The organism is Flavobacterium sp. LMO8, from assembly GCF_009495755.1.
GTDB lineage: Bacteria > Bacteroidota > Bacteroidia > Flavobacteriales > Flavobacteriaceae > Flavobacterium.
Genome location: NZ_WIBJ01000008.1, coordinates 87,206 through 101,851, shown reverse-complemented (window position 1 = coordinate 101,851; position 14,646 = coordinate 87,206). Strand labels below are relative to the sequence as shown.

The following is a 14,646-nucleotide window of genomic DNA, read 5'->3' as shown; positions in this document are numbered from 1 at the left end:
ATTTGTGATGGTAGCCCATTAGATTTTGTTTTAAGTAGTAATTTACCAAACACAACTTATAGTTGGAGCGCAACGATATCTAATATCACAAGTACTTTTGTAACTAGTGGTGATGAGACTAACATTAATCAAATAGCAACATTAACAGATTCAGAGAATGTTGGAACTATAACGATAATAATTATTCCAAGAGCTAATGGATGTGATGGAATACCATCAAATCCAATTACTATTACTGTAAATCCAAATCCTGAGATTAGAAGTGTTACAGTAGCTGACAATTCTGTTTGTTCTTCAACAAATTCTACAAATAATGTTCATGTTGATATTGTTGGTAATATAAGTGGAATAACTTATACTTGGACAGCTATTACAAATGGAGTTACGGTTTTAGGAGGTGTAACTTCGGGTACTATTACATCAACTTCCACAGCTACTGCTATAGATTTACAAGTTATAACAAGTAATCCGTTAGTTGCAGGAACAATTTATTTTGTAGTAAGTTCTGTACGTAATGGATGTCCAGGCAATACACTTCAGAGTGAATTGATTACTGTAAATCCAAATCCAGGGTTGCCAGTTCTATCTCCAATTAAAACAATTTGTAGTGGAGAAAATACGGATTTAATAGTTAATGTTTCTCCACTTATAGCAGGAACCGAATTAACGTGGGATGTATTAACGTTTGATAATGTATCAGGAGCACTTTCAGGAACAGGAGTAGCACCAATAACTATAAATGATGTGTTAACCACAATAGATGCAACTGATGGTTATGTTATTTATCGAGTTTGGTCAAGTTTAGGAGATTGTCAAGGCGGATATACAGATTACCGAGTAAATGTAAATCCATCTCCTATACCTGTGTTAAAAGATGGCAATATTTGTATAACTCCAGATGGTCAAGTATTCCAAACCTACACATTAAACACAGGATTAAATGATGTTGACTATGACTTTGAATGGTTTGATAGTAATGGAGATACTATTTTGGGTGCAACTAGTTCAACATTAGTAGTTGATGCAGTAGGAACCTACAGTGTCATTGCTACTAATACGTTAACAACATGTTCATCAGATCCTATGTTATCAACAGCAACAGCAACAGTAAGTTCAACAACTCCAGCTACAGCCATCTCAGTTGTACAAACAGATTATTTTAGTGATAATGCTACATTAACAGTTAATATCACAGGAGGAACAGGAACTTTAATGTATTCATTAGATGAAGGTACATTACAGTCTTCAAATGTGTTTACAGGAGTAAGTGCAGGAGAGCATACAGTTACAGTAATCGATACAGAAGGTTGTACATATATTACTCAAACAATACTGGTAATTGATTATCCAAAATACTTCACACCGAATGGTGATGGAATCAACGATACTTGGAACATCAGTGGCTTGAATCAAGCAGATGCTAAGTTGTACATTTTTGACCGCTATGGAAAATTAATAAAACAACTAAGCGCTACAGACGATAGCGAGGGTTGGGACGGAACATATAATCAAGAGTTACTTCCATCAACAGATTACTGGTTCTCATTAGATTACACAGAAAATGGAGTCGCTAAACAGTTTAAAGCGCATTTCTCATTAATACGATAATACAAATGAGAGTTAATCCAAATATATGGAACAAAATCGTTATCGTAATAAATACCATTATTTCGATCGGACTTTTAATTTTAATAGTTAAGTGTAGCTAAAAATGAAAAATATAAATATTACAATTAGTATTTTAAAAAATATTCGTGTTATATAGACGGATTGGTTTGATTATTATAAGCCTTTTCCGTTTTTAGGAAAAGGCTTTTTTTATTTTAAAATTTTAAAAATTATGTATTACAACGAAAACACCACCATTTTTTTTAACGGAGAATTTATAAAAGTAAAAGATGCTCCAGTAAGTATTTACAATCAAACCATGCATTATGGTAATGGTGTATTTGAAGGTATTAGAGCCTACGATACTCCAGATGGTGTCAGAATTTTCAAAGCGAAGGAACATTTTGAAAGATTGCATTATTCAGCAAAAGTAATGCACATTGATTTAAAATATACTGAAAAGGAATTAGAACAAATTACATATAAATTATTAGAGTTAAATAATTTAAAAGATGCCTATATAAGACCATTGGTTTATCTAGGAGAAAACATGTCTTTAACTCCTACTAGTGAAGTTAATGTAGTCATAATGGCATGGGAATGGGGTAAATATTTAGGAGATTCATTACTTAGATTAATGTTGTCTTCGTTCCAAAGGCCTAACCCTAAATCATGTTTTGTGGAAGCTAAAGTAGTTGGACATTATACGAATAGCATTTTAGCAACTACAGAAGCTAAAGCAAATGGTTATGATGAAGCATTATTAACTGATATGAATGGTTATGTTGCAGAAGGACCTGGTGCAAATTTCTTTATTGAAAAACAAGGTAAATTATATACTGCTCCCTTAGGAAATATTTTAGCAGGAATTACGCGCCAAACTGTTTTAGAAATAGGGAAAGAATTAGGTTATGAAATAGAAGAAAAATATTTTACTCCAGAAGAAATTTTTACGGCTGACAGTGCTTTTTTCTGCGGTACAGCTGCTGAAGTAATCGGAATACAATCAGTTAATGATTATAAATTTCCATTAAATTGGGAAGATTCTATTGGTGCTGTCATTCAAAAAAAATACAAAAGAAGAGTCGCTCATAACGAATATCAAAATGTATACCTATAATGGAATTAAATAAATATAGTAAAACAATAACACAAGATCCTTCTCAACCTGCTTCTCAAGCAATGTTATATGGAATTGGTTTAACTGAAGAACAACTAGCAAAACCTTTTATAGGAATTGCTTCAATGGGTTATGATGGTAATACTTGTAATATGCATTTAAATCATTTAGCATCTTTAATTAAAAAAGAAGTTAATGCTAATGATATGGTGGGTTTAATTTTCAACACAATTGGTATTAGTGACGGTATTACCAACGGTACGGATGGAATGCGTTATTCTCTGGTGAGTAGAGAAATTATTGCAGATAGTATTGAAAGTGTTGTTTCAGGTCATTACTATGATGGTGTAATTTCTATTCCTGGTTGTGATAAAAATATGCCAGGAAGTATTATTGCAATGGGAAGATTAAATCGTCCATCGATAATGGTTTATGGTGGTACAATTGCACCAGGAAAATACCAAGGTAAAGATTTGAATATTGTTTCGGCATTTGAAGCATTAGGAGAAAAAATTGCAGGCACAATTTCTGAAGAAGACTATAAAGGAATTATAAAGAATTCATGTCCAGGAGCAGGAGCTTGTGGTGGCATGTATACGGCAAATACAATGGCTATTGCTATTGAAGCATTAGGAATGAGCTTACCTTATTCAAGTTCAAATCCTGCTATAAGTCATGATAAAATTGCAGAATGTGAATCTGCCGCTGGATATTTAAAATTATTATTAGAAAAAAATATTTGTCCAAAAGACATTATGACGTTTGAAGCATTTGAGAATGCTATTACCGTTTTAATTGCTCTAGGCGGAAGTACAAATGCCGTTTTGCATATGATTGCAATGGCAAAAAGTGTTGGAGTAGCTATAAGTCAAGATGATTTTCAACGATTAAGTAATACAACTCCATTAATTGCCGATTTTAAACCAGGTGGAAATTATTTAATGCAAAACCTACATGAAAAAGGTGGTGTGCCAATGGTTTTAAAATATTTGCTTTCTAAAGGAATGTTACATGGAAATTGTATTACGGTAACGGGTAAAACTTTAGCTGAAAATTTAGAAGCAGTAATAGATATTGATTTTAATGATCAAAATATTATTCGTCAGATAGAGAATCCAATAAAAACTACAGGGCATCTTCAAATTTTATATGGAAATCTTGCTTTAAAAGGTTCCGTAGCAAAAATAACAGGTAAAGAAGGCGAATTTTTTAAAGGTCCAGCTCGTGTTTTTGATGGTGAAAAAGAATTAATAAAAGGTATCGAAGATAAAAAAATAAAAGCTGGCGATGTCGTAGTTATACGTTATGTAGGTCCTAAAGGTGGTCCTGGAATGCCCGAAATGCTAAAGCCAACATCAGCCTTAATTGGTGCAGGTTTAGGAAAAAGTGTTGCATTAATTACCGATGGTCGTTTTAGTGGAGGAACACATGGTTTTGTAGTAGGTCATATTTCTCCTGAAGCTTATGATGGAGGTACAATTGCTTTAGTTGAAGATGAAGATATTATAGAAATTAATGCTGTTGATAATACCATTCATTTACATGTTGGTGATGAAGTATTAGCGTATAGAAAAAGTAAATGGAATCAACCAAAATTAAAAGTAACTAACGGTGTGTTATTAAAGTATGCAAAATTAGTTACAGATGCTTCAAATGGTTGTGTAACCGATGAATATTAGAAAATGAATACATTAGAAATAAAAGAAACAGAAAAGCAGAAATCCGAAACACTAGTTTCAGGAAGTGTTGCAGTTATTGAAGCATTGTTAGCCGAAAATGTGACTACTATTTTTGGATATCCTGGCGGAGCCATAATGCCTATTTATGATGCATTATTTGACTACAAGAAAGAAATTAATCACATTTTAGTTCGTCATGAACAAGGTGCTATTCATGCTGCTCAAGGTTTAGCAAGAGTAAGTGGGGAAACAGGTGTTGTTTTTGCAACAAGCGGACCAGGTGCAACAAATTTAGTCACTGGTTTAGCGGATGCGATGATCGATTCAACTCCTTTAGTTTGTATTACGGGGCAAGTTTTCGCACATTTATTAGGAACCGATGCTTTCCAAGAAACGGATATCGTAAATATAACTTCTCCAGTAACCAAATGGAATTATCAAGTAACCGATGCTTCCGAAATTCCTGCTGTTTTAGCAAAAGCATTTTACATTACTAAAAGTGGAAGACCTGGACCTGTTTTAATCGACATCACTAAAAATGCCCAATTACAGTTATTCAATTATAGTGGGTATGAAAAATGCGAGTTTATAAGAAGTTATAAACCACAACCTGATGTAAGAGTTTCTTATATCGAACAAGCTGCCGAAATTATTAATCAAGCTAAAAAACCATTTGTAATTTTTGGTCAAGGCGTAATTTTAGGAAATGCTGAAAAGGAGTTTTTACAATTCTTAGAAAAAACAGGAATTCCGGCAGCATGGACAATTATGGGTATGAGTGCAATTCCAACCAATCATCCTTTAGCAGTTGGTATGTTAGGTATGCACGGAAATTATGCACCTAATTTATTTACCAATGAATGTGATGTTTTAATTGCAATCGGAATGCGTTTCGATGACCGAGTTACGGGTCGTTTGGATAAATATGCAAAGCAAGCCCAAATTATTCATTTGGATATAGATCCAGCTGAAATTGATAAAAATGTCTTGGTTTCAATTCCTGTTTGGGGAAATTGTAAAGAAACGTTACCCTTATTAACAGAAAGAGTAGCGAAAAAATCACATCAAGAATGGATTTCAAAATTTCATAAAGCCATAGAAGTTGAAACGGAAAAGTTAATTAAGCCAGAGTTGTTTCCATCGGAAGGCGAAATTACTATGGGTGAAGTGATTCAATTAATTAATGAATTAACTAATGGAGAAGCGGTAATGGTTACTGATGTTGGCCAACACCAAATGATAACTTGTCGCTATTCTTATCAAAATAAAACAAGAAGTAATATCACTAGTGGCGGATTAGGAACTATGGGATTTGCTCTTCCTGCTGCAATTGGTGCAAAATACGGAGCGCCTGAACGAACAGTAATTGCTGTAATGGGAGATGGTGGTGCGCAAATGAATATTCAAGAATTAGGAACTATCATGCAGTTCAAACCAAATGTAAAAATTCTGATTTTAAACAACAGTTTTTTAGGAATGGTGCGCCAATGGCAGGAACTATTTCATGAAAAAAGATATTCGTTTACCGATATTCAAAGTCCCGATTTTGTTCAAGTAGCAAAAGGGTATGGAATTAAAGGAAATATAGTGGCTTTGAGAGAAAAATTAAAATTGGCTCTACAAGAAATGATTGATTGTCCAGAGTCTTTTTTGTTAGAAGTAGCAGTTCGTATGGAAGATAATGTTTTTCCAATGGTACTACAAGGAAAAGGAGTTTCGGAAATTGTTTTATGTAAAGAAGATATCTAAAATAAAGGAAATGAAAAAAGAATTTACTTTAACCATATATACTGAAAATCATGTGGGATTAATTAATAAAATAGCCATCATGTTTTCAAGACGAAAAATTAGTTTAGAGAGTTTTAATACTTCCCCAAGCGAAGTACCAAACATTTATCGATTTACTATTGTTGTAATTGAGGCAGAAGCAGTTGTAAAAAATTTGGTCAAACAAATTGAGAAAATTGTAGATGTTTTTAAAGTGTATTGCAACACAAATGACGAAATTGTTTGGCAACAAATGGCCTTGTATAAAGTGCCTACAGAAGTAATTATTAATGAAGTAAAAGTAGAACGTTTACTCAGAGAATACGGAGCTAAAGCAGTTGTAATTCGAAACGATTATACCGTTTTTGAAGCTACAGGGCAAGGAGAAGAAATTAATAAATTACTTAAAAAACTAGACAAATTTGGTTTAATCGAATTTGTAAGAAGTTCCCGAATTGCAATAATCAATGCAAGCGAAGGAATTCATAAAAAAGTAGTAGAAATGGAGCAAAAAAATCCAGCTCTGCAAACAATTAACAACGAATTTTTAGATAAAAAAGATCAAGTATTTCAAATGTAAATTAAAATTAAAAAAGAAAAATAATGGCAACAATAAATTTTGGGGGAGTTAACGAAACAGTAATCACAAGAGACGAATTCCCATTAGCAAAAGCACAAGAAACATTAAAACATGAAGTAATTGCTGTAATAGGTTATGGTGTTCAAGGTCCAGGACAATCTTTAAATTTAAGAGATAACGGATTCAATGTAATTGTAGGTCAACGTAAAGGCGGAAAAAGTTGGGATAAAGCACTAGCTGATGGTTGGATAGAAGACGAAACATTGTTTGATATTGAAGAAGCTTGTGATAACGCTACAATTATTCAATATTTACTTTCAGATGCAGGTCAAATAGATGCATGGAATACTGTAAAAAAACATTTAACAGCAGGGAAAACATTGTATTTTTCTCATGGTTTCGGAATTACATTTAATGAAAAAACGGGTATTGTACCTCCTGCAGATGTAGATGTAATTTTAGTTGCACCTAAAGGTTCTGGAACTTCATTAAGAAGATTGTTCTTAAAAGGTGAAGGAATTAATTCTAGTATTGCTGTATTTCAAGATGCTACTGGAAGAGCAAAAGATAAAGCAATTGCATTAGGAATAGGTGTAGGTTCTGGTTATTTATTCGAAACCGATTTTCAAAAAGAAGTGTATTCAGATTTAACTGGAGAACGTGGAATTTTAATGGGTGCTTTAGCGGGTTTGTTTGAAGCACAATACAACGTATTACGTAAAAACGGACATTCGCCATCGGAAGCTTTTAATGAAACGGTAGAAGAATTAACGCAAAGTTTAATGCCTTTAGTAGCTGAAAACGGTATGGATTGGATGTTTGCTAATACTTCTGTAACAGCGCAACGTGGTGCTTTAGATTGGAAAGGTAAATTTAGAGATGCAACTACACCAGTTTTTGAAAATTTATATGAAGAAGTGTCTTCTGGAAGAGAAGCTAATAGAGTAATTTCTGAAGGAAGTAAAACAGATTACCGCCAAAAACTAGAAGTAGAGTTAAAAGAAATACGTGAATCAGAATTATGGCAAGCGGGTGCAGCGGTTAGAAAATTAAGACCAAAATTAAACTAATGACTTTATTTGATAAAATCGTAAAAGCTCAAGACAATCTGAATGGGGTGGTGGTTAAAACACCACTTCAATTCAGTATCAACTTATAGGATAAATTTCAAGCTTCCATTTATTTAAAGCGTGAAGATTTACAACAAGTGCGTTCCTATAAAATCAGAGGAGCTTACAATAAAATCAGTCAGTTAAATTCGCATCAAAAGGCAAACGGAATTGTTTGTGCTAGTGCTGGTAATCATGCGCAAGGTGTAGCCTATTCGTGTCAGGTTTTACAAATTCAAGGTAAAATTTACATGCCAAAAACAACTCCAAAACAAAAAATTAAACAAGTACAGTTGTTTGGAATATCTTTTGTAGAAATTGTTTTGATAGGGGATACCTTTGATGATGCTTTTCATGCCGCAAAGCAATTTTCTATTGATAATCAATTAGAATTTATTCATCCTTTTGATGATTTAGAGGTAATTGCTGGGCAAGGAACGGTTGGTTTAGAAATTTTATCGGAGCAAATCCCAACGATTGATTATGTATTACTGCCTGTTGGTGGTGGTGGATTAGCAGCGGGAGTTTCAACGGTTTTTAAAAAATTAAGTCCTTTAACAAAAATATTAGGAATTGAGCCAGAAGGTGCACCTTCAATGCAATTTGCTCTAGACCAAAACGAAGCACTACCATTAACTTCAATTGATAAGTTTGTTGACGGTGCTGCTGTAAAACAAGTTGGAAAGGAAACGTTTGCTGTTTGTAAAAACACACTCGATAGAATGATTTTAGTTCCAGAGGGTAAAGTATGTTCTACCATTTTACAATTGTATAATGAAGAAGCGATGGTAGTAGAACCAGCCGGAGCATTATCAATTGCTGCATTAGATTTTATTGCCAACGAAATTAAAGGAAAAACAATAGTTTGTGTGGTCAGCGGTAGTAATAATGATATTGAACGTACTGAAGAAATAAAAGAACGTTCTTTAATTTACGAAGGTTTAAAACATTATTTTATGATTCAATTTCCCCAAAGACCTGGTGCTTTGAGAGAATTCGTAAATGAAGTTTTAAACGAGTCAGATTATATAACCTATTTTCAATTCATCAAAAAAAACAATAGAGATGTTGGACCAGTAGTGGTTGGATTAGAAGTTAAAAATGAAAATGATGTAGCTTCAGTTAAATTAAAAATGAAAGAAAAGGGGTTTCAGTTTCAATATTTGAATGAGAAAGAACCCTTGCTTTCTATTTTGATTTAGATTTTTTTTGTTTTAAATATATAAAAAAACGGATTAGTAAATACTAATCCGCTGATTTTTAATAACTTAATTTTCGTAGCGAAGACGGGAGTTGAACCCGTGACCTCAGGGTTATGAATCCTGCGCTCTAACCAACTGAGCTACCTCGCCAAATATTCGTCTCACATCCTTGTTGAATTCGGGTGCAAATATAAAACTATTTATATTCTTTGCAAATATAATTTTGTAAAAAAAAATAAATAAAATGTTTTTTTGTTTATTCAATTAATTCTATATATATTTCCAACTTAAATATTACAATAATGAGTGCAAAAGTAAAATATGAATTAGAATTCCCCATTCAATCTTCGCCACAACTATTATATCAATATATTTCTACACCTTCAGGTTTGTCAGAATGGTTTGCTGATAACGTAAATTCGAGAGGTGAGTTTTTTACTTTTATTTGGAATGACTCGGAAGAGAAAGCAAAATTAGCCTCTAAGAAAACAGGAGAGCGCATTAAATTCAGATGGTTAGAAGAAGATAATACTGAAACTGATTACTTCTTCGAATTAAAAATTATGGAAGATGAAATTACTAAAGACGTTTCTATTGTAATTTCTGATTTTGCTCACGAAGATGAATTAGATGAATCTAAATTATTGTGGGAAAATCAAATTTCTGACTTAAAACATGTGTTAGGTTCCGTTTAAAAAATCAATTATATAAGTTATATTTGTCCCGATTTTAAAATCGGGATTTTTTATGGTAAATTGTAACGGAAATATTCAGGAAAATAGCACAATTTTTATTGATTCTAATAGAGGTTTTTTATTTGGAGATAGTGTTTTTGAAACCATTAAAGTGCTGGATAATAAAGTGTTTTTTTTAGAAGATCATTATTTTAGATTGATGGCTTCTATGCGTATTTGCCGCATGGAAATTCCAATGAATTTTACCATGGAGTATTTTGAAACACAAATTTTAAATCTAATTGATACATTTTCAGATTCTAATTCGTATCGTGTTCGCTTTTCTGTTTACAGAGATTCAGATGGTTTTTATTTGCCAAAAACTAGAAGTGTTCAATTTATTGTAACTGCTTCTGCATTAAATTCTGATTTGTATGCTATTGCTAAAGAATCTTATGAAGTTGAATTATACAAAGATTTTTATGTTTCTAAACAATTACTTTCCTCTTTAAAAACCAATAATAAAATGCTTCAAATTACAGGAAGTATTTTTGCAGACGAAAACGGTTATGATAATTGCTTGGTTTTAAATGATGAAAAGAATGTAGTAGAAGCATTACAAAGTAACTTGTTTATGAAAACAGGTAATATAGTGGTAACTCCGCCAGTTTCTGATGGTTGTTTAAATGGAATTATGCGCAAACAAGTACTTGAAATTTTGAAAAAAATAGAAGGAATCGAAGTTAAAGAAGCTTCAATTTCTCCTTTCGATTTGCAAAAAGCGGATGAGCTATTCTTAACTAACGTAATTTCGGGAATTCAACCTATAACTAAATATCGTAAAAAAGAATATACAACTGAATTTGCTTCAGATGTACTTAAAAGATTGAATGCTAAAATTCGACTTAGTTAAGCATTGGGTTTTCTGGAGCGTTTGAAAATAAAACATATTCGCCACCTTGCTCAATTATCTTTTCTTTCCAAAATAAAGTACTTGCTTTTGAAAGCAGTTTGTTTTTCAGGGTGTTTTCGGCAACAATCCATGAATTTTCTTGCATCTCCATTTCTAGTTGGTTTACACTCCAACCACTGTAGCCCAAGAAAAAACGAATGTGGTTTTTCGTAATTCTTCCTTCGTTTATGAGTTGTTTTGTGGTTTCAAAATCACCACCCCAATAAATTCCATTGGATATTTCAACGCTATTTGGAATAATATCTGGAATATTGTGAATGAAATACAGATTATCCTGTTCAACAGGGCCACCATTGTATATTTTAAAAGAAGATTCAATTTCGGGAAGCAAATCATTGATTGTATAGTTCAAAGGTTTGTTCAAGATAAAACCAATAGAACCTTCATCATTATGTTCTGCTAATAAGACCACAGAGCGATTAAAAGAAACATCGCCTAAAATGGAAGGTTCTGCAATTAGCAAATGGCCTTTTTTTGGTAAAGTTGATATCATATTTCTGTAGTTAATTAATTAAAGTTATCAAAAAAAAATTACAAATTCAAAATATTCTCGATGAAATGCAAAAAAAAAGTCCCGACTTGCATCGGGACTCTCTTATTTATTGTAACAAAATTATTTTTTGTTTACTGCTCCTTCTAATTCTGCACCAGCTTTGAATTTTACTACGTTTTTAGCAGCAATTTTGATAGTTTTACCAGTTTGAGGGTTTCTACCATCTCTTGCAGCTCTTTTAGATACTGACCAAGAACCGAAACCTACTAAAGATACTCTTCCACCTTTGTTTAAAGTTCCTTCAACATTGCTTAAAAATGATTCTAAAGCTAATTTAGCAGCTGCTTTTGTAATACCAGCAGAAGCTGCCATTGCATCGATTAATTCTGATTTGTTCATGATTAAAGTTATTTATAATTGGTTAAACTTAATTATTTATCACAAATTTAGCGGTATTGTTGAACTACGCAAGTATTCGTGCTATTTTTCGACTAAAATGTTAATAAAATAGATTAAATGTTAATAACATTGTTTGTTTTTTCAATTTTCACGCTTAAATATAGTGTTTTCAAGGCTTAAAGCGCTATTGCATTTTCTGAAAACGAAACTCCATTTAATAATTCGTGAGCCAACATTCTTTTCTTTCCAGGAAATTGTAAACTTTCGATTTTTAAAACACCATCTTTTGTAGTAATAAAAATCTCTTTTTTAGTAGTTGTTATCTTTCCAATGAAGTCAGAATGCTCTTTTTCTTCAAAACTAGCCAAATAGATTTTTACATTCCATTCTTGCTCGCCATCTTTAATATAGGTCCAAGCCGCTGGATAAGGTGATAAACCTTTAATCAAATTAAATATCGTCTTTCCTGATTGCGACCAATCAATTTTGCAATTGTCTTTATTTAATTTGTAAGCGGTTTTAACATCGGGATTGTTTTCTTGTAATGTTGTAATTGCTTTTCCGGTTTCAATTAATTGTAAAGTTTCTAAAACTGTCTCGCTTCCTAAATGCATCAAACGATCGTGTAATTCACCAGCAGTTTCATTAGCTCCTATTTTCGTTTCTTTACTTAAAATCATCGCGCCGGTATCAATTTTATCATCAATAAAGAACGAAGTAACTCCTGTTTTAGTTTCGCCATTAATAATAGCCCAATTAATAGGTGCAGCACCACGATATTCTGGTAACAAAGACGCGTGAAGATTAAAGGTCCCTAACTTTGGCATTTTCCAAACTACTTCAGGTAACATTCTAAAAGCAACAACGACTTGTAAATTCGCATCCAAGCTTTTTAATTCGGCTAAAAATTCTTCTGATTTTAAATTGGTAGGTTGTAATAAGCGAAGGTTTTTTTCTAAAGCATATTCTTTAACCGCACTCATGCTTACTTTTTGTCCACGACCAGCTGGTTTATCAGGAGCGGTTATAACGCCAACAATATCATAGTTGTTTTTGTAAATAGTATCCAGAATCCCAACAGCAAAATCGGGAGTTCCCATGAATACAATTTTTAATTTTTCCATTATATAAGGTAATATTGATTGTTTGAATTGATTTTGACTCGATTATTCTCTAATAATAATTGAATCGCAAAGATAGTCGCTTCTGAAGAAATGTGCAGTTGGTTTTCAATTTCTCTTGAGGTTAACAGACTTTTTTCTAATAATTGAATAACTGTATTGGTTATTTCAATTGGATTGACTTTTTTTTTAGAAGTACAATAGGAGCAAATACCACAATCTTCTTTCGAAATTTCATCAAAATACGCCAATAGCATTTTGTTTTTGCAGGTAGCTTCATCAGAAATATAGTAAACAACGCTCTGAAACTGATCTTGTTTTAATTTGTTTTGGTGTTCTAAAAACTTCGCCACTCGATTAATCGTTAAATCATCTTCTCGTACTTCGTTAAAAGTAATTGAACTATCATTATTTTTAGCGTGTAAAATAATACATTCGCTTTCGGCTAATTTATCAATCACTTCTTCTACATTTGCTTCTGTAGTGTGCGCCTTTTTGGCTACTAAATGTGGATTTATGGTAGTTTCAACATCAAAAATTCCAGAATAAGTTCTTAAAATCGTAGTAATAATAGGTTCGTCATGCGGATGCAAACTAATGTAGCGAATCACTTCTTTGCTCGGAATGATAAACTGCAAACTAATTTTTTCTGTAGATTCACTTTGGAAAGTAATAATACCTTGTCGATCTAAAAATTGTAAGCTATTGAAAGTTGCAATTACAGGAAAATGATAATGCGCACAAAATTGGTTTAAATTGAAAGCAAAACTTTCGTTAAAACCTTCTCCGTAAGCAATTTGAAAGTAATTATTCAGTTTAACGTAAACGTCTCTAACAAATTTTTTATCGGGTAAAACATCAATAAATTGGGCTTTTGTATAGGCTATATCAGTAGCATTGGTTAAGATAATACCAAATGCTTTTTCACCATTTCTTCCTGCTCTTCCTGCTTCTTGATAATAGTTTTCAAGGTTTTCAGGAAGTTGAATGTGAATCACCGTTTTTACATCGGGTTTGTCAATTCCCATTCCAAATGCATTCGTTGCCACCATGACTTGAGATTTATTCTCTAACCACGATTGCATATTTTTTTCTTTCTCTTTAGCAGGTAATCCGCCATGATAAAAAGTACAACTAAATCCCAATTGATTCAACTGTTGTGAAGTTTCAACACACGATTTACGATTACGAACATAAATAATAGAAGATTGCGGATTTTTAGTTAAAATCTGCTGTATTTTGAAAAGCTTATCTTCAGTTTTAATCACATGATACGCTAAGTTTTCTCTAGTAAAGGATTTTGTAAATACTTTTGGATTAACCAAAGCTAAATTCTTACAAATGTCTTCTTGAACTCTTTTATTGGCCGTAGCCGTCAACGCTAAAAATGGAGTAGTAGGAAAATGTTCTTTTAAAGCCGAAATTTTCAAATACGCCGGTCTAAAATCATGTCCCCATTGGCTCACACAATGCGCTTCGTCAATAGCAATAAGGTTGATGGGTAATTGTTTCAAGCGCTCAACTATCCAGTCATGTTGTAAGCGTTCGGGAGAAAGATATAAGAATTTGTAATTTCCGAATTGACAATTATCTAAAATATCAATAACATCATCTTGAGAAACGCCACCAGTTAAAGCAATAGCTTTGATATTTTTGCTTTGTAAATTCTGTACTTGGTCTTTCATCAAAGCAATCAAGGGTGAAATTACCAAGCAAATTCCGTTTAATTGAATAGCAGGAATTTGAAAACATACCGATTTTCCTCCTCCAGTAGGTAAAAGGGCAAACGTATCATTACCACTTAAAACCGATTGAATGATTTCTTCTTGAGGTTCTCTAAAACTATCGTGTTTCCAATATTTTTGAAGAATTTGTAAGGCTTCAGACATGTGAATTGGCTTTTAGAAACACTAAGTTACAA

Annotated in this window: 12 protein-coding genes, 1 tRNA gene and 1 pseudogene; 9 read left to right on the top strand and 5 right to left on the bottom strand. The window is 32.6% G+C overall.

The genetic code is table 11. The features are described from left to right. The 7 genes and pseudogenes from GFJ94_RS01700 to ilvA all read left to right on the top strand — a co-directional run. Window positions 1-1,608, top strand: a 1,608-nt coding sequence (locus tag GFJ94_RS01700; RefSeq protein ID WP_153199771.1) for a T9SS type B sorting domain-containing protein, incomplete at its 5' end; no start/stop codon positions are given. A 232-nt stretch (window positions 1,609-1,840) separates the two neighbouring features. After that, window positions 1,841-2,728: a branched-chain amino acid transaminase gene (locus tag GFJ94_RS01695; RefSeq protein WP_153199769.1), complete on the top strand. Its 888-nt coding sequence runs from the start codon at window positions 1,841-1,843 to the stop codon at window positions 2,726-2,728. After that, complete coding sequence (gene ilvD, locus GFJ94_RS01690; protein ID WP_153199767.1) at window positions 2,728-4,407, top strand: dihydroxy-acid dehydratase; 1,680 nt, start codon at window positions 2,728-2,730, stop codon at window positions 4,405-4,407. Before GFJ94_RS01695 ends, ilvD begins: the two co-directional genes overlap by 1 nt. A 3-nt stretch (window positions 4,408-4,410) precedes the next feature. After that, window positions 4,411-6,156, top strand: coding sequence for a biosynthetic-type acetolactate synthase large subunit (gene ilvB, locus GFJ94_RS01685; RefSeq protein WP_153199765.1), 1,746 nt, complete (start codon window positions 4,411-4,413; stop codon window positions 6,154-6,156). Window positions 6,157-6,166: 10 nt separating this feature from the next. Beyond that, window positions 6,167-6,754, top strand: coding sequence for an acetolactate synthase small subunit (gene ilvN / locus GFJ94_RS01680; protein WP_040470898.1), 588 nt, complete (start codon window positions 6,167-6,169; stop codon window positions 6,752-6,754). Between the two features lie 23 nt (window positions 6,755-6,777). After that, the gene (gene ilvC / locus GFJ94_RS01675) at window positions 6,778-7,824 is read left to right on the top strand and encodes a ketol-acid reductoisomerase (RefSeq protein WP_153199763.1); all 1,047 of its coding nucleotides are present in this window, start codon (window positions 6,778-6,780) and stop codon (window positions 7,822-7,824) included. After that, window positions 7,824-9,065 (top strand): annotated as a pseudogene (ilvA, locus tag GFJ94_RS01670) (threonine ammonia-lyase IlvA). The gene ilvC and the pseudogene ilvA overlap by 1 nt, the downstream one beginning before the upstream one ends. A 76-nt stretch (window positions 9,066-9,141) precedes the next feature. Here ilvA and GFJ94_RS01665 read toward each other — a convergent pair. After that, window positions 9,142-9,215: transfer RNA gene (locus tag GFJ94_RS01665), tRNA-Met, on the bottom strand. Window positions 9,216-9,367: 152 nt separating this feature from the next. Here GFJ94_RS01665 and GFJ94_RS01660 point away from each other — a divergent pair. Both GFJ94_RS01660 and GFJ94_RS01655 read left to right on the top strand, forming a co-directional pair. Then, the gene (locus tag GFJ94_RS01660) at window positions 9,368-9,760 is read left to right on the top strand and encodes an START-like domain-containing protein (RefSeq protein ID WP_153199761.1); all 393 of its coding nucleotides are present in this window, start codon (window positions 9,368-9,370) and stop codon (window positions 9,758-9,760) included. 52 nt (window positions 9,761-9,812) lie between these two features. Continuing rightward, the gene (locus tag GFJ94_RS01655) at window positions 9,813-10,652 is read left to right on the top strand and encodes an aminotransferase class IV (RefSeq protein WP_153199759.1); all 840 of its coding nucleotides are present in this window, start codon (window positions 9,813-9,815) and stop codon (window positions 10,650-10,652) included. Here the strand turns inward: GFJ94_RS01655 and GFJ94_RS01650 are convergent. The 4 genes from GFJ94_RS01650 to GFJ94_RS01635 all read right to left on the bottom strand — a co-directional run bounded on the left by GFJ94_RS01650 (window position 10,645) and on the right by GFJ94_RS01635 (window position 14,614). Next, window positions 10,645-11,205 carry a YqgE/AlgH family protein gene (locus GFJ94_RS01650; protein WP_153199757.1) on the bottom strand — a complete coding sequence of 187 codons (561 nt, stop codon included), beginning with the start codon at window positions 11,203-11,205 and terminating at the stop codon, window positions 10,645-10,647. The two genes, GFJ94_RS01655 and GFJ94_RS01650, sit on opposite strands and share 8 nt — an antisense overlap. Window positions 11,206-11,325: 120 nt before the next feature. Further along, a complete protein-coding gene (locus GFJ94_RS01645) occupies window positions 11,326-11,604 on the bottom strand; it encodes an HU family DNA-binding protein (protein WP_111567791.1) in 279 nt (92 codons plus the stop codon). A 176-nt stretch (window positions 11,605-11,780) separates the two neighbouring features. Then, window positions 11,781-12,728 carry a methionyl-tRNA formyltransferase gene (gene fmt, locus GFJ94_RS01640; RefSeq protein WP_153199755.1) on the bottom strand — a complete coding sequence of 316 codons (948 nt, stop codon included), beginning with the start codon at window positions 12,726-12,728 and terminating at the stop codon, window positions 11,781-11,783. After that, the gene (locus tag GFJ94_RS01635; RefSeq protein ID WP_153199753.1) at window positions 12,728-14,614 is read right to left on the bottom strand and encodes an ATP-dependent DNA helicase RecQ; all 1,887 of its coding nucleotides are present in this window, start codon (window positions 14,612-14,614) and stop codon (window positions 12,728-12,730) included. Before GFJ94_RS01635 ends, fmt begins: the two co-directional genes overlap by 1 nt. Window positions 14,615-14,646: the final 32 nt, after the last annotated feature.